General features: G+C 44.8%; 19 protein-coding genes and 1 pseudogene. 10 read left to right on the top strand and 10 right to left on the bottom strand.

Features of this window, described 5'->3' with window-relative positions; translation table 11 throughout:
- The 3 genes from QUA58_RS27565 to QUA58_RS27555 form a co-directional block, all read left to right on the top strand.
- Window positions 1-330, top strand: a 330-nt coding sequence (locus QUA58_RS27565) for a transposase (protein WP_333397246.1), incomplete at its 5' end; no start/stop codon positions are given.
- A 346-nt stretch (window positions 331-676) separates the two neighbouring features.
- Entirely contained in the window at window positions 677-1,786 is a 1,110-nt protein-coding gene (locus QUA58_RS27560; RefSeq protein ID WP_333254015.1) for a glycosyl transferase, read from the top strand.
- A 145-nt stretch (window positions 1,787-1,931) separates the two neighbouring features.
- Complete coding sequence (locus tag QUA58_RS27555) at window positions 1,932-2,348, top strand: secondary thiamine-phosphate synthase enzyme YjbQ (protein WP_333254012.1); 417 nt, start codon at window positions 1,932-1,934, stop codon at window positions 2,346-2,348.
- Here QUA58_RS27555 and QUA58_RS27550 read toward each other — a convergent pair.
- Window positions 2,335-2,850, bottom strand: a complete 516-nt coding sequence (locus QUA58_RS27550) for a heme-binding protein (protein WP_265236875.1) — start codon at window positions 2,848-2,850, stop codon at window positions 2,335-2,337. The two genes, QUA58_RS27555 and QUA58_RS27550, sit on opposite strands and share 14 nt — an antisense overlap.
- Window positions 2,851-2,964: 114 nt before the next feature.
- On the opposite strand from QUA58_RS27550, the gene QUA58_RS27545 reads away from it, so the two are divergent.
- Entirely contained in the window at window positions 2,965-3,099 is a 135-nt protein-coding gene (locus QUA58_RS27545; protein ID WP_333254010.1) for a hypothetical protein, read from the top strand.
- A 222-nt stretch (window positions 3,100-3,321) separates the two neighbouring features.
- The gene (locus QUA58_RS27540) at window positions 3,322-4,527 is read left to right on the top strand and encodes an EAL domain-containing response regulator (RefSeq protein WP_333397243.1); all 1,206 of its coding nucleotides are present in this window, start codon (window positions 3,322-3,324) and stop codon (window positions 4,525-4,527) included.
- Between the two features lie 903 nt (window positions 4,528-5,430).
- Here QUA58_RS27540 and cysK read toward each other — a convergent pair.
- The 3 genes and pseudogenes from cysK to QUA58_RS27525 form a co-directional block, all read right to left on the bottom strand.
- Window positions 5,431-6,345: pseudogene (cysK, locus tag QUA58_RS27535) on the bottom strand (cysteine synthase A); the annotation flags it as partial.
- Window positions 6,346-6,796: 451 nt separating this feature from the next.
- Window positions 6,797-8,209, bottom strand: a complete 1,413-nt coding sequence (locus QUA58_RS27530; protein ID WP_333397241.1) for a hypothetical protein — start codon at window positions 8,207-8,209, stop codon at window positions 6,797-6,799.
- Window positions 8,210-8,651: 442 nt separating this feature from the next.
- The gene (locus QUA58_RS27525; protein ID WP_333397238.1) at window positions 8,652-9,683 is read right to left on the bottom strand and encodes a sulfate/molybdate ABC transporter ATP-binding protein; all 1,032 of its coding nucleotides are present in this window, start codon (window positions 9,681-9,683) and stop codon (window positions 8,652-8,654) included.
- Window positions 9,684-10,197: 514 nt separating this feature from the next.
- On the opposite strand from QUA58_RS27525, the gene gltD reads away from it, so the two are divergent.
- A complete protein-coding gene (gltD, locus tag QUA58_RS27520) occupies window positions 10,198-11,682 on the top strand; it encodes a glutamate synthase small subunit (RefSeq protein WP_333397235.1) in 1,485 nt (494 codons plus the stop codon).
- Window positions 11,683-12,030: 348 nt separating this feature from the next.
- Here gltD and priA read toward each other — a convergent pair whose 3' ends face one another.
- Both priA and QUA58_RS27510 read right to left on the bottom strand, forming a co-directional pair.
- Window positions 12,031-14,592, bottom strand: a complete 2,562-nt coding sequence (gene priA, locus QUA58_RS27515) for a primosomal protein N' (RefSeq protein ID WP_333253987.1) — start codon at window positions 14,590-14,592, stop codon at window positions 12,031-12,033.
- Between the two features lie 79 nt (window positions 14,593-14,671).
- Window positions 14,672-15,742 carry an ATP-binding protein gene (locus QUA58_RS27510; protein WP_333253985.1) on the bottom strand — a complete coding sequence of 357 codons (1,071 nt, stop codon included), beginning with the start codon at window positions 15,740-15,742 and terminating at the stop codon, window positions 14,672-14,674.
- 610 nt (window positions 15,743-16,352) lie between these two features.
- Here QUA58_RS27510 and QUA58_RS27505 point away from each other — a divergent pair.
- Both QUA58_RS27505 and QUA58_RS27500 read left to right on the top strand, forming a co-directional pair.
- Window positions 16,353-17,297: a fused MFS/spermidine synthase gene (locus QUA58_RS27505; RefSeq protein WP_333253982.1), complete on the top strand. Its 945-nt coding sequence runs from the start codon at window positions 16,353-16,355 to the stop codon at window positions 17,295-17,297.
- 39 nt (window positions 17,298-17,336) lie between these two features.
- Window positions 17,337-17,507: a YqaE/Pmp3 family membrane protein gene (locus QUA58_RS27500; RefSeq protein ID WP_333253979.1), complete on the top strand. Its 171-nt coding sequence runs from the start codon at window positions 17,337-17,339 to the stop codon at window positions 17,505-17,507.
- Window positions 17,508-17,575: 68 nt separating this feature from the next.
- Here QUA58_RS27500 and QUA58_RS27495 read toward each other — a convergent pair whose 3' ends face one another.
- The 3 genes from QUA58_RS27495 to QUA58_RS31675 all read right to left on the bottom strand — a co-directional run bounded on the left by QUA58_RS27495 (window position 17,576) and on the right by QUA58_RS31675 (window position 18,447).
- On the bottom strand, window positions 17,576-17,713 hold the full coding sequence (locus tag QUA58_RS27495) for a hypothetical protein (protein ID WP_333253977.1): 138 nt from the start codon (window positions 17,711-17,713) through the stop codon (window positions 17,576-17,578).
- Window positions 17,714-17,836: 123 nt separating this feature from the next.
- Window positions 17,837-18,019 (bottom strand): transposase, encoded by a 183-nt coding sequence (locus tag QUA58_RS27490; RefSeq protein ID WP_333253976.1) that lies wholly within the window; start codon window positions 18,017-18,019, stop codon window positions 17,837-17,839.
- Between the two features lie 260 nt (window positions 18,020-18,279).
- On the bottom strand, window positions 18,280-18,447 hold the full coding sequence (locus QUA58_RS31675) for a hypothetical protein (protein WP_445301396.1): 168 nt from the start codon (window positions 18,445-18,447) through the stop codon (window positions 18,280-18,282).
- Between the two features lie 552 nt (window positions 18,448-18,999).
- Here QUA58_RS31675 and QUA58_RS31670 point away from each other — a divergent pair.
- Window positions 19,000-19,209, top strand: coding sequence for a transposase family protein (locus QUA58_RS31670; protein WP_445243720.1), 210 nt, complete (start codon window positions 19,000-19,002; stop codon window positions 19,207-19,209).
- A 97-nt stretch (window positions 19,210-19,306) separates the two neighbouring features.
- A complete protein-coding gene (locus tag QUA58_RS27480; RefSeq protein ID WP_333276863.1) occupies window positions 19,307-19,633 on the top strand; it encodes a transposase in 327 nt (108 codons plus the stop codon).
- Window positions 19,634-19,758: 125 nt separating this feature from the next.
- Here QUA58_RS27480 and QUA58_RS27475 read toward each other — a convergent pair.
- On the bottom strand, window positions 19,759-20,106 hold a 348-nt coding region (locus tag QUA58_RS27475; protein WP_333397233.1), incomplete at its 5' end, for a transposase.

The following is a 20,106-nucleotide window of genomic DNA, read 5'->3' as shown; positions in this document are numbered from 1 at the left end:
TTGGAATCAACACTAGGCAAATCAGAATGCTTGAGAATTGCGTATGAGATGAAAGAAGAATTTAGAGAAATATATGAAACTAATTTGACAGTCAAAAAAGGGCAGAAAAAAATCAAAGAATGGCTAAATTATGCACAAGTATTTTTCAGAGAATCTGCATCAACAATTGAAAATCATTTTGAGGGTATTTGCAACTACTTTCTTAATCGAACAACAAGTGGAGTCATGGAAGGAATCAACAATCGAATTAAGTTGATAATGCGGCAAGGATATGGCTTTTCTAATTTTAATAATTTCAGAAATCGCGTATTAGCTTGTTTTTCTGATTAGATAAAATTATCACCACAAGTTTAGGAGAGCCAATAATTTTATTATAGTCAATCGGTCGGAGAGCATATCAATCGGTAACATAAGCTAGTCCGCCTTTAAATTGCATCTAAAATAATAAAACTATTCTCGGCAGTTGCTCAGAGCAAGGTTAGGAATATACAAGTTAAATACACAACCGCTTAGTCATTAGTCATTAGTTATTAATTGTGTCATTGTTCGTTGTGCGTCGCTTGAAGCTTGGCCTTGTCGCCTTCCAGTCTCTACCTCTAATTCCCGATGCCCGATGCCCGATGCCCGATGCCCGATGCCCAATTCCCAATTCCCAATTCCCAATTCCCTATTAACAATGTCTCGACCAACATTATATATTGCCATCACGAATCACGGATTCGGCCACGCTGTCCGAGTTTCCTCCGTAGCTGCAAAAATTCAAGAATTAAATCCAGATATTTTACTAATTATCACCACAACAGCACCTCGCTGGCTGCTAGAATGTTATATTACTGGCGATTTTATCCTTCGTCCCCGCGCTTTAGATGTGGGTGTCGTGCAAGCTGATAGTTTGCATATGGATAAAGAGGCGACGCTGGAAAAGTTGCGGGAAATTCGGAAAAACCAAAATTCGATAATTGCGGGCGAAGTTAATTTTATTAAGCAAAATCGGGTGGGTTTAGTGTTTGCAGATATTCCTCCTTTGGCTGCGCGAATGGCGGCATCTGCTGGGGTTCCTTGCTGGATGATGAGCAATTTTGGCTGGGATTTTATCTATCGAGATTGGGGCGGGGAGTTTGTAGAAATGGCAGATTGGATTGGTGAATGTTTCGGAAAGTGCGATCGGCTTTTTCGCCTGCCTTTACATGAACCGATGCCAGCTTTTCCAAATATTCAAGATGTCGGCTTGACTGGCGGTAATCCTCGCTACAGTAACGATGAAATTCGGGAAGTATTCGGAATTAAATCACCGCTGGAAAAAACTGTGTTGCTGACTTTTGGCGGGCTGGGTTTAGAAGCAATTCCTTATCACAATCTCCAGCAATTTAGCGATTGGCAATTTATTACTTTTGATGGGGGAGCTCCCGATTTGCCGAATTTGATTAAAGTCAAAAATCAGGAGTTTGCACAATCTTTCCCGATTTTACCGCGCCCGGTTGATATGATGCCTGTCTGCGGGCGCTTGGTTTCTAAACCGGGATACAGCACTTTTTCGGAAGCTTTGCGCTTGGAAATACCTGTTGTTTCTATTATGAGAGATGGTTTTGCGGAAGCTGCGGTGTTGTTGGAGTGGCTGAAAAATTATGCGGAACATCAAGTTGTGACGGCGGCGGAGTTTTTTGAGGGGGATTGGGGGTTTTTGCGACAGCCGCTACATCCGCCGCGTTTGTCGGATAAGTTGGATAAAAATGGTACTGAGGCGATCGCCCAAGCTGTTGTAGACTATTTTAAAGAGGGCGATTAGGATGACGGTGATTCAATAGTTTTGCAAACAGTCTGATTGAATGTTTAAAATATTAGATGTTTGTAGTGAGGACTTCAGTCCTCAAAAAAGAGAGGACTGAAGTCCTCACTACGAACCTTATAATGGTTATTTTACCGGAGATGATATGATTCATCATCAGCAAATACTCAAGATTCAAACTACAGGGAAGTCTCTGTGCAACATCACTCCTAAGATAGAAGATTCGGTGGCGAATTCGGGTATTGAAACCGGACTTTGTAGCTTGTTTTTGCGCCACACTTCTGCTAGCTTGGTGATTCAAGAAAATGCTGACCCGGATGTACTTAAGGATTTAGCTAACTTTTTGGCTAAACTTGTACCGGAGGGCGCGAGTTACATTCACGATGCGGAAGGCCCCGACGATATGCCGGCGCACATTCGCACTGCGCTGACTCATACTTCCGAACAAATCCCGATCGCGCGCGGTAGATTATTGTTAGGAACTTGGCAGGGAATTTATCTCTGGGAACACCGCCAGCGTGGCCACTTTCGCGAATTGGTCGTTCACGTCAGCGGCGTTTGATGGGAATTTGTACCTCGCTGATTTTAGTTGCTTCTGCCGTCATCGGAGAGTTGTAAAAAAAGCGGCGCGGCGGCCCGACTATTTCGTATTCGGGATGTTCTTGAAGCCAATCTTTAAGTTTCTGGAGGTTATTTTCGTAACTTTCCCAAGTGTAGGCCCCGCGCGCGCCAATACTGACAACTGTCATCGGTGAAGTATCAGTGACTTCCACAGCAGAGTTAACGCTGCTGGGGGCGATGTTTGGTGCGGGATACAGGAAGGAAACTTCTGCAACCGGAACTTTATCGATTTGCTCGGAAGTTTCCGTGTAGCGCGCTTCTACTGGCGTTGTCATCGCAATTTGATTGTTGCTGATGTGTTCAAATAAGGGATTGAAGGCGATTCCTGTAGCTTGTCGCAAATCGCCTGCGTGGGTGTAGGTGACAGCGCGGTACTGAGGATATTGCTTAACTTCTATGACGCCAATCTGTGCCGGCTCAGGGAATCCACTAGGTAATGTCATTTTAGATTTTAGATTTTAGATACTTCGGCTTTGCTCAGTACAAGTCGCGAGCGTACAAGTTTTAGATTTTACACTAAATAATGAGGCAATACTTACTCTGCAAGGGTTTGCTAGTTGCTTGCAGTTGCGTTGGTTTGGGCAACTGCTATAAATAGGCTGAGATTGTTTGCAGCCGATCGCTCTAGCGGTACAACCATTTTAGCAGTTATTCAGGCCGCTGCTAACTGGCGATCGCCTAGAATTAGTTGAGAGATTTCTGACTTAACCTCGTAATAATACGGACGGCGCTAAGTAAGCAGAGAAACATCAATCTAGTTGTCCTTAAAAAATTAGCCTTTTTCAGGGGTGTCTGCTATTTATGTCGGAAAATATTCGGATGTGCCGGTCGATCTAGCTGTGCATTTTCAGTTATTACCACGCCGATCGCGCTCAGCAAGGCAGCTCAATTATATCGCTTTCAGGGAATGACATATGAAAAAGATTCTAGTGATTGAAGACGATCAAGTAATTAGGGAGAATATTCTCAAACTCCTCAAAGCCGAAGGTTTCGACGTGACGGGTGCAGAAAATGGGGCGCTGGGTTTAAATGCCGCGGTGTCAAGTCTTCCCGACGTGATTCTTTGCGATGTGATGATGCCGGAACTTGACGGGTACGGGGTGCTGGTGGCCTTGCGATCGCATCCTGTTACTGCTACAGTACCTTTTGTTTTTCTGACCGGTAAAGCCGATCGCTCTGAAGTGCGGCAAGGCATGGAATTGGGAGCAGATGATTACCTAACTAAACCTTTTACTAAAGCTGAGCTTGTGGGCGCGATATCCAGCCGCTTGAAAAAACAAGCAGCTTTTGCCGAACAGCAGCATAATTTGCGATCGCAAAACAACGAATTGCTGCAAGAAGCCGCCGATAAATTAGATCAGATCAAAACAAGTTTGTGCGACGCCCTAGAACGACAAGAATTCCAAGTTTACTATCAGCCGCAAATCAATGTCCAGAGCGGTAAAATTATGAGTGCAGAAGCTTTAGTGCGCTGGCTGCATCCCGAAAAAGGGCTGATTTCGCCCGCAGGATTTATTCCAGAGGCCGAAGAAACAGGATTTATTGTACAGTTAGGCGAATGGGTTTTGCAGACAGCTTGCAGGCAAATGCAAGTTTGGCAAAATGCTGGTTTTTCCGGGCTGCGGGTAGCGGTGAATCTGTCGCCGCGCCAATTTCACCAACCGGAACTCAGCAGCCGAGTTGCCCAAATTTTAGCAGAAATTGGTTTGGAACCGAGCAGTTTGGAATTAGAGCTGACCGAAAGTTTGATGGTGGAGGATGCCGAAAGGGCGATCGCGACTTTGCAGCAATTGAAAAATTTGGGAGTTTCTATCTCTATTGACGATTTCGGCACTGGCTATTCTTCTTTAAGCTATCTGACGCAATACCCCTTCGATGTTTTAAAGATCGATCGCTGTTTTATCAGCAACATTACCGACGGTTGCACAAATGCAGCGATTGTCAAAGCTATTATCGAAATGGCGCACAGTCTGTGTCTTGAAGTAATTGCCGAAGGAGTAGAGACGGAAGCAGAAAAAGATTTTCTCTGGCGCTACGAGTGCGATGCCATGCAAGGATATTTGTTCAGTCCTCCTGTGTCGGCAGCGGATTTTGAACAGTTGCTGGTGGCAGGCAAATAGAATATCGCTGAAGTTAATGGCTTTGAGATTTTAGATTGACTCCAGACATTAGTCTGGAAGCAGGAAAGTTGAACTTTTGTCTAAAATGTTTAGATTGTTCGCGACAGGAGTCTGGGCATTGTATCAGTTTGTGGGCGGTCAATCTTTGTGCTGCGACAGCCAATGAAGATTGTAAAAAATATTGATTCTCTCGTTCCCACCCTGAAAACGAGAATTATTTAATTATAGACCAATACGGTTCACTTAACATATTTATGCCCCGGAGATCCCCCTAAATCCCCCTTAAGAAGGGGGACTTTGAGGGGATTATTGTTCCCCCCTTTTTAATGGGTGTGCCAGGGAGATCGTCTTAAGTAAACCGTATTTAATTATAGACAGCGGTACTTCTGGGCTACTGTAGCTATTTCAATCTAGATCAAAATCACTAATATTTTCGATAATTTCTTCTCTCTTAAGATCAATTCTTCGGACAGTTTTTGATAGCCAACCGTAGAATAAGGGTTTCAAGGCTCCAAGGCAAGTTCGCTACCAACGAAAAATCGAGGGTTTCAGCCTAGGAACTAAAAACTGTCCAGACTATTGTTAAGATATAAGATTAATTATAAAAAAAATTGCAACAGTTTTGTAGGGTTCCCCTCACCCAGAGCCGTGCTATAGCAATCCTAAATGAATTGTGTAAATATGTAGGAGTAGGTACGGGATACTGGCACTACTCTACATATTTTGCGAATTCTAAAGGATTGCTATACACAAATTAGATGGGCGACAGCTTATCACAAAAAATGCTTTGTGCAAAAATAAGATACTCCCAGGAGTTATACCATGTCCGATTGATTGACCGAAATCAAACCAATTCGATCCAATACTCAACAAGATTAGATAAAAACTGCTATCTTTGAGTTTTTAAACTAATGCTTCGAGTTGGCTGACGGTCGGAAGTTCTAAGTCTTTGAACAAGACTGTACTGAGATAGCGTTCGCCATAGGAAGGCTGCACAAAAATTATCAATTTTCCAGCATTTTCGGGACGCTTCCCGACTTGAATTGCGGCAAACAAAGCCGCACCTGCTGAGATTCCTGACAACAATCCTTCTTCTCTGGCTAGCCGCCGGCTGTAGGCGATCGCATCTTCGTCGCTAACTGCAATTACTTCATCAATTAACTCTGGTTTCAACACTTCCGGGATGAATCCTGCACCAATCCCTTGAATTTTGTGAGCACCAGATTTGCCTCCAGAAAGCACGGGGCTGCTGGCGGGTTCAACTGCGATCGCCCTAAAACTCGGTTTCCGCTGTTTAATCGCCTCAGCAATTCCCGTAATTGTGCCGCCGGTTCCAACTCCCGCCACCAAAAAATCTACTTGACCATCAGTATCGGCCCAAATTTCCTCCGCTGTGGTTTCCCGGTGAATTTTGGGATTAGCGGGGTTCTCAAACTGTTGCAGCATGAAAGCATCGGGGGTTTCTTCGGCAATTTCTTGGGCGCGGGCGATCGCGCTTAACATCCCTTCATGTCCCGGAGTTAATTCCAACTGAGCTCCGTAAGCTTTCAGCATCGATCGGCGTTCCGTGCTCATTGTATCCGGCATAGTTAAAATCAGACTGTACCCTTTCGCCGCCGCTACCATTGCCAAAGCAATTCCAGTATTTCCTGAAGTCGGTTCCACTAAAATAGTTTTCCCCGGTTGAATTAACCCCGCTTCTTCAGCAGCCTGAATCATGCTCGCCCCGATTCGATCTTTCACCGAAGCAGCCGGATTCATCCCTTCCAATTTTGCCACAATTTGAGCAACTACTCCTTCGGCTTGGGGAATTTTATTGGGTGCATCTCACTTTAGCAAATACATCAAATTGAAAGCATGGATTGTGTGAAAATCCCCAAGATTGGGAGTATTCTAGTGTTCATCGGTTTATCGCTCAGGGAATTTATCCGCCAGATTGGGGTAAAGATGGCAGAAAGGAAAAACCTCAAGGATATTGCGATGATTAGCAGTCGTAGGGTGTGTTAGCGACAGCGTAACACACCTTAAATTAACATAAAGATGGTGCGTTACATTTGTGTATATTTGATGGTGCGTTACACTCCGTTAACGCACCCTACAAGATCGGCGATCGCACTAATTCAGACAGACCAATGAGCGATAAACACCTTAACGTTCTCAATCACCCGCCGCAGATAACCTCGGACGCTCAACAGATAACCTCTCGGCGGTCGGTGTGCATTGGGGTTCTTAGACTCCTGGCAACCTCTACATAAGTTCATTGCTGATATTAGCTGCTTGTTTTCGGTTCTGGAGATAGGCTTATACCTGCTGCTTTAAGATGGTTCACTAGGCTTTCCCAGTTAGTTCCACTCCAAACATCAGAATCATACTCTTCGTAACCTTTTGAATATAGTTTGGAGAAAAGAGATTGAAAGAATGACTTCCAACTTTCGCAAAGATATGGTAGATGTTGCTTTGTTTTTTCATAAAGCTCATCGAGGATAGCTGGTGTGCCAGAAGCATCATATATCTGCTTATTTTCCTGAACAGCCTTAAGAACTTTTTGAATATCCGATACTGAAAAGCACCCAGCCATTGGAAGAATCAGTAATTCGCCTAAGCTTTCCGCACCTCGATAACTACCTGCTTCTGAATATAGAATGACAGCTTGGTCAGCAAACTCTGGTTGTGGTGTAGAGTTGATGATACTTATCTGTATTTCTGAAGAAAGTTCCTTAAACCCTTCAACAATAATTGGTTTCAGATCATCTACCACGAGAGCTTCAAAAACCAAATTACGAATACTAGGTATTTTAAGGCTTGATTGAGTCACCGCTTTTAGGTGAGTTTTAGTAGATTCATCTAACCAATTCCAACATCGTGGGTCTGATCCAACCAATCGAAAAACGTTAGGTAAGCGACTTTCCTCTAAAGATTCTACAATAGTCAAAAGTTTTGTCCTCATCCGTTCTTCATAGACATCTGGATAGCGCCTAGAAATAGCTTGCAAAGCTAAGATCATCTGTTTTGAATAAATTAATGGCAGATCAGGTAAATCTCCACGCAGAATAGCCTTTAGAAGCAAGAATATAAGATTCTCAATTAATGATTTTTTTGCACGATCAAGATATCTAGAATTCAGAAAGACACAGGCTGTATCTAATGTGGGAGGGAATGAGGTGGTTTTGATGTCCCTTACGATTCTTGCAATTGCACTTTTTCCCTGTATAGGTTGATGCTGTAAAAGATGTTTAACGACATGAACTATGTGCATCCGAACCCTTTCTGGCTCAGGGTCAAAAAGCATTTCTTCAGCTACAAATGCGGGATGAGCGCAAAGATTTCGATCGTCCTTCAGGCGAGCAAGATCAATCTGTTCTTGGTCTGACAAAAATTCAAAATCAGCCGTTGCTGTTTTCAATAAATCTTCTTCAATGTTCTGAAGCTGTCTAATCTGTTTGGCTGCAATAGCCTGATCTAATTTGCTTATAAAATCTTGTGCCATCCGATCGCCCTGGTTTGCCAACTCTCTTATTTTTGAAATGATGTCAAAAGTGACTGCAATCCACGTTGATACGATCGATGAACGGTATGCACCTCCACGATATGCATCTATTGCTTCCAAAACATAAGACCGTGCTATTCGATCCCTTACCTTAAGAGCTAACTCATCAAGGTCTGTGAGGCGAACTTCTTTCATAATATAGTGATCTTAGGGCTATATAACTCTAGGCAATTGCTTGTCACATATATGATACAGACTATACTTCAGTCTCTGGTAAAACTGTGGCAGCACAAGTTGGCTTCCGAAGCCCAACACTCAAGATTAAGGAGTGTAACTATTTATTATCCCGAAACTTTCCCTCTTGTCAACCCCGATGGAACAAAAAGCCGAAACTTTCGGGATAATCACCCCATGGAGGATGATAGCTAGAAACATTCCGTATATTCTCCGATGACAACCAGAAACTTTTTCTCGTTTTTCTCGTTCTCAGGCTCTGCCTGGGAATGAATTTCAGGAGGCTCTGCATCCGATTTAGAGCTACGAGACAGCATTACCAGGCACGAGCCTGGTAACGATGTGGGAGCAGTGTTTTGTAGAAGATCCCGGATAGTATTTTGAGTAAGATGCAGTCGCTGATTTAAATTGAATAAGCAGGAAAAGTCATGGCGTGTTTGGGCTTGACGTAAACCTGCTGATCTCGCGTTAACTGTAGAGAATCGAAGCGCTCGCGACTCACGTAAGCTGTTACTACCTGATCTGATTCTAACACTAACTCGGTTTGAATTTCCCGCCCTAAATGAATGATGCGGCTGACTTTTGCTAATGCAAAACCAGACTCCGGCCTAGTTTGAATTTCCACGTCGTGGGGGCGCAAAAACACTACTTCAGAATGAGCGGCTCCGTTCTTGTGAGCCGTTGTACCGTTGCTGGCGAACAAACCCGCAGTATTCGGCAGCACATTTACAGGTCCAATAAAACTCATCACAAAAGCTGACGCCGGTTTGTCGTAAATTTCAGCAGGAGTGCCAACTTGTTCGACTCTACCTTTGTTCATCACCACAATTTCATCCGCTACTTCCATAGCTTCTTCTTGGTCGTGAGTAACAAAAACTGTGGTGATGTTAACTTCTTTGTGAAGGTTGTGCAGCCACGATCGCAATTCTTTGCGGACTTTAGCATCTAATGCTCCAAAAGGTTCGTCTAACAGCAGCACTTTTGGTTGAACTGCTAGAGCTCTCGCCAAAGCCACCCGCTGCCGCTGGCCCCCGGAAAGTTGCGAAGGATAGCGATCGCCCAAACCTGTCAACTGCACTAAATCCAAAAGTTCATCAACCCGCCTGCTAATTGAGTTTTTAGCAACTTTGCGAATTTCCATCGCAAAAGCAATATTTTTCTTAATAGTCATGTGTTTGAACAAAGCGTAGTGCTGAAACACAAAACCAATATGCCGTTCCTGCACCGACTGCTGGGTAGCATCCTCGCCGATCAGGTAAATATGACCCGTGTCAGGCGGTTCGAGTCCCGCAATCATCCTCAGCAGAGTCGATTTCCCGGAACCGGAAGGCCCCAACAGCGCGACTAAAGAGCCACTTTTAATTTCCAAATTCACGTTGTCAATGGCGTGAAAGGAGCCGAAGTGTTTCGATACGTTCTGAACTGTAATGCTCATGAGTTTATTTACTTATTTTAGGAGTTGACAAGCCAAACCCCACTTACTCGACAGATTTACAGTAGTATATCCTGAAAATAATATTTTGCAAGGTCTGTAACTTTTTGTATTGTATTTCCAGCCCTCCTGATGGGGACGGCGCTTGAAAGTTGAGGCTAAGAGTCGGAATAGTTAACCCGCGAGGGTTTCGAGAGGTGGCTGTATCGCCCGCGGGCGATGGTCCGAGAATAAGCAATGCTGAAAATACGCAGAAACCGGGTTTGATGGACGAAAAAACTGCATCAAAACCTTTAAAACCTTTAATCCCCCTCAAAAACCCGGTTTCTTTGCTGTAGATCGATATTTGACGGCTGCCGACAATTCCCCGACTCCCGGCGATATTGAAAATTTCAGGTAGGAATTGCTCAATCTGAGCTGCGATCGCACACAATTTAGATCACAATAGTTAATTCAGAAGCCCGCCAGCTTCACCTTTGAGAAACTACCAAGAATAAGTTCTAACAGAGACACCACTATGGGAAAACCAACAGGCTTTATCGAATTCTTGCGCGAATTGCCCTCCGAACTCTCACCAGTCGAGAGAGTCCACAACTGGGACGAATTTCACCTACCGATGGAGGAAGACAAACTCCGCAGCCAAGGCGCGCGCTGCATGGACTGCGGCATTCCATTTTGCCACACGGGTTCCCTGATTAGCGGCATGGCCAGCGGCTGCCCGATCAACAACCTCATCCCCGAATGGAACGACCTAGTATATCGCGGACTCTGGAAAGAAGCCCTTGACAGACTCCACAAAACCAACAACTTCCCCGAATTCACCGGCAGAGTCTGTCCCGCCCCCTGCGAAGGCGCTTGCGTGCTCGGCATCAACAACCCGCCGGTGACAATCAAAAACATCGAAGTCGCAATTATCGACAAAGGCTGGGATGAAGGCTGGATTACCGCTGAAGTGCCCGCCAAACGCACGGGCAAAAAAATCGCCGTTATCGGTTCCGGGCCCGCTGGTTTGTCGGCTGCAGCGCAACTGAACAAAGCAGGTCATTTGGTAACTGTATACGAAAGAGCCGATCGACCGGGAGGCCTGCTAATGTATGGCATCCCCAACATGAAGCTAGACAAAGAACAAGTCGTGATGCGCCGCCTCAAAGTCCTCGAAGACGAAGGCGTGACATTCGTTTGCAACACCGAAGTTGGGAAAGACTTACCAGCCGAACAACTGCTAAAAGAATACGACTCAGTTGTGCTTTGTACCGGCGCGACAAAACCCCGCGACTTAGGAATCGAAGGGCGGGAATTAAAAGGCATCCATTTCGCGATGGACTTTTTGACAGCGAACACCAAAGCAGTTTTAGACAAGAGCACCAACGACAACTTCATCTCCGCCGAAGGCAAAGATATCGTGATTATCGGCGGTGGCGACACAGGCACCGACTGCGTGGGCACCTCCATTCGCCACGGCTGCAAAAGCTTGGTACAGCTAGAAATCTTGCCCAAACCTCCTTCAGAACGCGCGGCCAACAATCCCTGGCCCGAATGGCCGAAAGTCTACCGCTTGGATTACGGCCAAGAAGAAGCCGCTGCCAAATTCGGCGACGACCCCCGTGGCTATCTCACCACGGCGACAAGGTTTGAGGGCGACGAAAACGGCAACGTCAAAGCCGTGCACACCGTTGAGGTGGAGTGGGCGAAAAACGAGAAAGGACAGTTCATTCCGAAGCAAATCGCGGGCACCGAAAAAGTGTTGCCGGCGCAGCTTGTGTTGCTAGCGATGGGCTTCCTGGGCCCGGAACAGCCCTTGCTGGATGACTTGGGATTGGAACGCGACGCGCGCAGCAATGTGAAGGCGGAGCACGAAAAATATACCACCAGCATTCCGGGAGTTTTCGCGGCGGGGGACTGTCGCCGGGGACAAAGTTTGATTGTTTGGGCGATTAATGAAGGGCGCGGCGTGGCCCGCGAGTGCGACCTTTATTTGATGGGTGAGACGGATTTACCTTAGTTTGTAGGTGTGGGTCGATCGAGATTGTTTGATTTCCGATAATTTATTAGGCCATTAGGGGCGGGTTTACAATATTTTTGGTTTTTCAATCAAAATATTGTAAACCCGCCCTTTGTATCTTGAAATAGGTAGATTGGGATTTACCGTGTTCGTGGGGGCTGGTTTACGAGATTATGGATTTTAGGCAAATATTATTGGTGAAACCAGCCCCTACAAATCTCTCGATTTGGGATAATTTTCGTGAATAAATTCCGATAATTTATTATGTCTGTGGGGGCTGGTTTTACCAACAATATTTGAGGCTCACAAACAATCTACAAAAACCCGCCCCCACCCAACCAATAACCCTCAACCAAAATTCAACGGATCGACATCAATAGTTAAACTAACAGAACGCGAAGTGCGATCGCGCAACCCGATCAAATCCGACAAATCCACCGACTCATCCACAGGCAACTTCAGCAAAATCTGCCACCGATAGCGATTCGCCACCCGCATAATCGCCGCCGGTGCAGGCCCCAACATCTCGCAGCCAGTCACCGAAAGTCGATCGATATACTGTTGACAAACAGACGCCAACTGTACCGCAGTCACCGCAACTTCCGCCGCATCAACACTACTCAACCGCAACAAAACCAACCGCCCCGAAGGTGGATAATTCAACAGCGCCCTTTCTGCTAATTCCGTCTCCACAAAACCCGCATATTCATGCCGCCTCACAGCTTGAATTACCCGGTGTTCGGGAGTGTAAGTTTGAATAATTACCCGCCCCGGATCGTCGCCTCTGCCCGCACGTCCCGCAACTTGAGTTAATGTTTGAAAAGCTCGTTCGCTGGCCCGATAATCCGATAAATTTAGCAACCCGTCAGCCGAGACAACTCCTACCAACGTGACTCCAGCTAAATCTAACCCTTTCGTCAGCATTTGCGTCCCCAACAAAATGTCAGCTTCCCCATTAGCAAATTGAGTTAACAATCTGCGGTGGTCGCCCTTATTTCTAGTAGTGTCGCTATCAAACCGAATTGCCCGCAATTCGGGAAATAATCTCGTTAATTCCTGTTCCACTCGCTGAGTGCCGCTGCCGAAGTTTTTGAAGTAAGGAGAACTGCAATCTGGACAGTTTTGAGGGTGTCGTTCCGTGTGGTTGCAGTAGTGACAGCGCAATATTTCTGCGGTTCCTTCGCCGACGTGGTGATAGGAAAGCGAAACATCGCAATTCGGGCATTCCATCACATAGCCGCAACTCCGACAAGAGACAAAGGTACTGTGTCCTCTTCTGTGAATAAATAGAATACCTTGCTGTTGTCTTGCTTGCAATTGTTCCAGGGCGTTTTGCAGGGAATTGCTAAAAATTGAGCGGTTGCCTTGCCGCAATTCTTGCCGCATATCGACTACTTCCACGGGCGGCATCGGGCGGGAATAAATGCGATTTGGTAATGATAAATAATGGATGTTTGGTAACGAGTAATAATCTCGGCGCGTCCCCACTAATGTCTCTAAGGCTGGCGTTGCAGAACCTAAAATTAAGGGACAATTTTCTAATTCTGCCCGCCATTTGGCAACAGTGCGGGCGTGGTAGCAGGGGGCTGGTTGGTCTTGTTTGAAGCTGCTGTCGTGTTCTTCGTCGAGGATAATTAAGCCGAGGCGAGGTAAAGGTGCAAAAATGGCCGATCGCGTGCCGATGACAATTTGCGGCGTTCCAGTCAGCATCTGCCGCCATGTATCGTAACGTTCGCCGTCGGATAGCCCGCTGTGGTACACGCAAATTTGCTCGCCAAACCGGGCGCGGAATCTGTCTGTCAGTTGCGGTGTCAACCCGATTTCGGGAACCAGCACGAGGGCGGATTTACCGCTGGCGAGGATTGGGGCGATCGCCTGCAAATACACTTCAGTCTTACCAGAACCTGTAACGCCGTGCAGCAGCACTTGACGGAATCCCGAAAAACTGTTAATAAACGCTAAAGCTTCAGCTTGAAAATGAGTTAAATTTTTCGGCGCATCGGGTAATTGAGCAATTCCGCGATCTGCCCTGAGCACTTCCCTTTGGTCAATTACAACGCTACCTTTTTGCTCCAAATTTTTGACAACCGAAGAACTTGCGCTGCAAATCCTCAGTAAATCATTCATCCACATTTCACCGCCGCCGCGCCGCAAAACTTCCAATACTTCTTGTTGCCGCTTGGTTAAATCTGTGACAAATGCACTGGGAATTAATGTCACCGCCGGTTTGAGTTGTGGTTTGGGAGGATGGGGCGGTTCTAAATAACTTTCTACCCAACCGCGTTGCAATAAATCTTTCAATCCCCGATAACTTCCCTTGACTTGGCGCTGAAGATATTGCCAAGTGTAATCACCGTTTTTTTGAGCTTGCAGCAATTGCAAGATTTGACTAGCGGCGGGATTGAGAAATGTTTCGGCATTCGGAGAAATGGCTTCTTTAATTAACCTAATTCGGCGCACGGAACGGCTTAACAAACCGGGCGGCAGCGATGCTCTAATTACTTGAATTAATGATGTGCAATAATAGGTGGATACACGTTCGATCAATTCCCAGTAAGTAGGCGGGAAAAATCCAGTGCTGACAATATCTTCGACATCTTTCACCCGCGCCGGATCTAAGTCGGTTGGCAGTTGAGAAATGAACCGAATCGCGATCGCCCCTACCTGTTGACTGCCAAAGGGTACACTCAAAATATCCCCCGGCTGCACATTCAATTCCGCAGGTAAACGATAGGTAAATAACTTATTTTCCTCCCCCGGCGAATCCCCCGCGCTCCTGAAAGGAGAGTCCACCAACACCTCGATCCACTCTGCGCGCACGGTGGGGCTTTGCGGCGGTTGGCTGCTACCGTAGGAGGCCCCGGCCTCTGCCGCTATAGGGGTTGACAAACCAAAAGTGACAGTAGACATAGGGTTGCACATCATACTAGGAGGAGCCGCGGTCAAATGGAGTTTTCATTATCTCTCAGTTTAGCTCGATCGATCGATCTTAGCTGCGGGAATTGGCGATCGGAATCTCGATCACGAATTCAGTCCCTTCTCCAATTGCGGAGATGCACTCCAACCTCCCGCCGTGTTTGTCCACAACAATCTGATAGCTAATTGACAATCCCAAACCCGTCCCGTGACCAACTGGTTTGGTGGTGAAAAACGGATCAAAAATTTTCGCTTTTACAGCTTCATTCATTCCCCTACCATTATCTTTGATGCTGATTCTTGCCCAATTTCCTGAAATAATAGAAGTAGTAATTGTCATCTGGATAGGGTTGGCTTCTATCTCGTCCAGGGAAGACTTTTGCTCTCGGCCCCGCAGGGCATCAACAGCATTATTAATGATGTTCATAAACACCTGATTTAATTGCCCAGCATAACACTCTACCTTGGGTAAAGATCCATAGTTTTTAATAAATTTTATAGCAGAATGACCTGGTTTTTCTTTAGTTATATGCTGCAAGATTAACAAAGTGCTGTCAATTCCTTCGTGAATATTAACTGGTTTCTTTTCACCTTCATCTACCCGCGCAAAGTTGCGTAAAGTCAACACAATTTCGCGAATGCGCTCGGAGCCAACTTTCATTGACGAAAGAGTTTTCAACAAATCTTCGCGCAGAAAGTCGATGTCAATTTTTTCCAAAAAAGCTTCAATCTCTGCATCTGTTTCGGGATACCGATCCTGGTACATTGCGAGCAATTTTAAAATGTCGCCTGCGTAGTCATTGACATAGGTAATATTGCCGTAGATGAAGTTAACGGGATTGTTGATTTCGTGGGCAATACCAGCTACTAAAATGCCCAAAGCTGACATTTTTTCGGCTTCGATCAATTTGATCTGCGTTGTTTGCTGGTTTTCCAGAGCTTTTTCTAGTGTAGACATTTTTGCTCTTAAAATATTTTCGGAATCTCTAACTTCCTCAGTGAGCTTTTTTAGCAAAGATTCTTTTTTTTGATTAATGGCTTGTAAGTGGCTGCGTTCGGTTTCCGAATTTTCGAGTTTTTCCCGCAGGATTCGATTTTCATTTTCCAGCTTTTTGATTCTGTTTTCCCAGTCGGTTGGTTCCATCGGCTATTATTTTGAACCTAAAAATAGTGTCAGAACAGTTTTATGAAGAAATTTACTTGCACCCTTTACCTAGTTAGAATCTCGGCGCACATCGCCTAGCCAATTGTGTCCGAAAAATTAAACACTTCCTTTATTTTGGTCGGTCTAAAAATCTTATCTAATATACATTCAAAATGTCAAGTTATTAATAACAAGTCTGGTTAAAACCGATCGCAACTTTTATTTCCCCCACTCGCATTTGCGGCGTTTTCCTCCGATTATTGATAAATAAGCAGGGCGATCGCAAACTTATAAAGGCGGGCCCAGCGCGAAAAATTGCCCGATTCAGACAACCTTTGTACAAAACCCGTCGGCAAGGCAAAGCGAAAATATTAAATGTGAGTGCGATCGACCGGGGGCGACGGGAAAAGTGCGATCGACTGCGCGAGCGCCCACAAGCAATCTCAAGTAACAAGCTAATTGCTCTCTCCCAGAACGCAATCACACTATAGCATTGCTGAGAAATCTCACTTTAATGTGTCGATCGTACTTACGCACCCGCACCATTTTGTGCTAAGAAATACTATTTGTGACAACATCGAGACAGCATTCTATATTTGGAGAGTAATTGATGTCAGGTAGCGAAGTTCGTGCAGATTTTTGGATGAGCGAGTACATTACCCCCTGGGATATTTACGTTCACGGCATCATCAGCGTCCTCGCTTACAAGAAAACGGCCTATCAAGAAATGTACGTAGTTCAGACCGGTACCTACGGCAAAGGCTTAGTTCTCGACGGCAAATGGCAATCTTGTACCGGCGACGAGTTTCTGTACCACGAACCGCTGGTACACCCAGCCATGATTTGTCACGGTTCACCCAAAAAAGTCCTCGTTCTCGGCGGCGGAGAAGGAGCTACAATTAGAGAAGTGCTGCGATGGAAAACAGTTGAAAAAGTCGTGATGATCGACATTGACGGCGAAGTAGTAGAAGCTTGCCGCGAACACCTGCCAGAAATGCACCAAAATGCCTTTGACGACCCCCGCTGCGAAGTAGTAATCGGCGATGCTTTGGACTATTTAGACAATACCGACAGCGATTGGGATATTGTCATTTCTGACTTGTCCGACCCCATTGAAGAAGGCCCATCTTTCCAGTTGTTTACCAAGGAGTATTTTGAGAAAGTCCGCAAGATACTGTCACCTGACGGATATTTTGTAGTACAAGCAGGCCCCGTTTCTCCGGCAGAAATGAAAATGCACGCCCGCATTGTCAACACCCTGAAATCGGTATTCCCCAACGTTCAATCCTGCACCAGCTTTATTTCTACCTACGGAGCTCCTTGGGGTTTTGCCATAGCTTCAACCCAGGAAATAAACACGCGGCCAGAACCCGAAGTTACCGACAAAATACTCGCCGAGAAAACAACTGGCGGGTTGCGGATGTTAGACGGGATTACGCTGTTGGGGTTGATGCAAGTTCCCGGTCACTTGCGGCGGGTAATCGCCGAGGAAACCGAAGTTTACACTATGGCAGCACCGCCTAAGTTTTTCGGGAAAGGTTCTGTCAGTCAGTGAAGTTAAATTGAAAGAGAAAAGTCGTTTGGAGTAACTGAGATGAACAATTTAATTCGCATACTCGCCGCCATTTTTATTCCCCCTCTGGGCGTATTTTTGACTGTCGGGATTGGCACTGATTTTTGGATCAACCTGGTTCTAACCTGTTTTTTCTGGTTTCCGGGTATGATCCACGCCATTTGGGTAATTGCCAAGCATGATCGGGGCTAGGTTGTTTGTTTGTGTTAGATATTGTTAGGTAAATCAACCCGAAGACTTGTAGATACTGTCTTGATCTGTCAAGGGGTAGCGAGCAAATAAGTTGGATCGAAAGGCTTTTGGGACTTTAAAATCCCAAAAGCCAAATGCACCAACTTCCTCATCAGAGCACCAATCACCTGCATTTTGACGCCAGCCACGACCCAATAATCGCTCACTCACGGCTGTGAGCAAAGGATTACAACGCATCGCCACCACGGCAGGCATATACAATGCCTTTCGCAGTCGGACATTTCCTGTACAAGATTCTCCGAGTTTTGCCACGCACAGAAGTTCCTGAACTACGCTCCCAGGGAGTCAAACCTGCATCTCTCTGCCAGTTGACGAGCATTTTTGTAATCTTCAATCTGACCAACTTCAGCTAACAACACAGCCGCCGTCTGTTCTCCAATTCCCGGAATCGAAGTCAAGAGCTCGCGCTGCTGTTTTAAATGCGGATGTTGGTCAAAATGAGCGCTAATCATTTTTTTGATTTCTGCTTGTTGTTCTTTGATCTAATCCAAATGAGCTTTCGTAAGGAATGAGAATTAAATAACTTCCACTCTTGAAAGTGGGATGGGCGTCCCGCCCGTCCTTCTTAGACGGGCGGGACGCCCATCCCACAATAACAATTAAAATTGTAAGTTATTTAATTCGCGATCCTAAGTTTAGCCACAGTTGCTGTAGCTGTTTCCAAACGATTCTCTTCCTGTTGATACATCTCGGTTAAAGATTCTAGTCGTCGCTATAAAGCTTGTAAATCCTTGACTTCGAGCGGGGTTGGCTTCCAAAGTGACGGTTTAATCGTCGCACAAAAACGAGCAATCAATGCTGCATCTACAGAGTCGGTTTTGGTACGCAAAATTTCGCTTTTAGCAAACCCTTTAATCCGAGCCGGATTAACCTGCATCACAGGGATTTAAGCCCCCACCTTTAGGTGGATTGTTTTTAGGCAGGGGCTTAAATCCCCTGCATAAAAACTTCGCTGTCAACCCTTCGACAAGCTCAGGGCAAGCTGTCAACTGTCAACTGTCAACTGTTAACACACTCACCTGATAGCCTGCTTCATACAGAAATTCAGCTAGGGCATCTCCGTAAATGCTCGTGGCTGACCTGCAAGCATGAAGTTCTTCGACACCTTGCTTTTTGAGCCACTGATTTAAGCTCTCAAACCCTGCGGTATTATTAGTGAACTTTTTGGGTTTTGAGCCACGTTCTTCTTTCAGTAAAACGACATGAAAGTCTTTTTGACGGCTCTCCTGACTTTATGGTATATAATGTAACAAACAATACATTTACTGTCATGGATTTTTATTTGGACTATATATTAGACTTGCCTGGAGTAAAGGTTGAAAGTTGTACTCAAATTGAGGGAAAAGTTTTATTAGGACTGAGAATTGTAGGAGAAGGTATGGTTTGTCATCATTGTCAAAATTATACCGAAAAACTGCATTAGAATCGACCAATCTTAGTAAGAGATTTACCAGTATTTGGTCGTCCTGTGTATTTAAAAATCCCACGACGGCAGTTTTACTGTTCTAATTGCCAACGTTATCCCACAGAAAAAATAAATTTTCTGGACATTAAAAGACGGCATACTCAACGATACGAACAAATATTTATGAGCGTGTCAAACAATCGAGTATGGAGCAAATTGGACGAAAAGAAGAACTAAGTTATGACGAAATAAAAGGAATATTTGATCAGGTAAACAAAATTCAAAAAAAAACAAGTTGGGAACAGTTAAACGAATTTCTCTGGACGAGATAAGTATGCGGAAAGGTCAAGGAAATTTTGTGACTGTTGTTAGTGACATTTCCAAAGGTAATTTAATTGAAATGATTGATTCTCATCGCTCCGAAGAAATCATTGAAGTCCTGATGGCACAAGCAATTGAGGTTCGAGAACAAGTTGAGGAAGTGAGTGTTGATATGTGGGGACGATTCCCTAAAGTTATCAAAAAAGTATTCCCAAATGCTCAAATTGTTATTGACAGTTTTCATGTAATGAAAGTGGTAAATCGAGATTTAAATAAATTGCGTAGAGCAGCAGGAATCACAGATAGATGTAGTAAATATTTATTGTTGAGCAATGGGTAAATCTTGATCCAGAGCAGATTGATAAATTAGAATTGACCTTAAAGAAATCAGAATGGTTGAGGATTGCGTATGAGATGAAGGAAAATTTTAGAAGAATATATGAAACTAATACCAATTTTCAAAAATCATGCAACAGTAGCTAGGGCTGACAAAATGTAATCCCATCCAGTTATAGATGCTATTGTCTCTGTAGAAAATTCTTTAAGATCAGCGCAAACTTTTTCTTTAAGACCATCTAAATCATCATAAATGTCCCAACTCAGTTCTTGTTTAATGTGCTGCCATACTCTTTCGATTGGATTCAATTCAGGGCTGTATGGTGGTTGGAATATCAAGATAACATTATCTGGTATTTTTAGCTTAGTACCATGATGAAATCTTCCATTATCTAATTGAATAATATTTAAATTATCCGGATATTGTTCTGCTAATTGATCTAAAAATATTTGAAAGCATAGACCATCTAGATGTGA

It is taken from the genome of Microcoleus sp. N9_A1, assembly GCF_036701795.1.
GTDB lineage: Bacteria > Cyanobacteriota > Cyanobacteriia > Cyanobacteriales > Microcoleaceae > Microcoleus.
The sequence above is the reverse complement of the archived record's forward strand: the minus strand, read 5'-3'. Positions and strand labels throughout refer to the sequence as shown.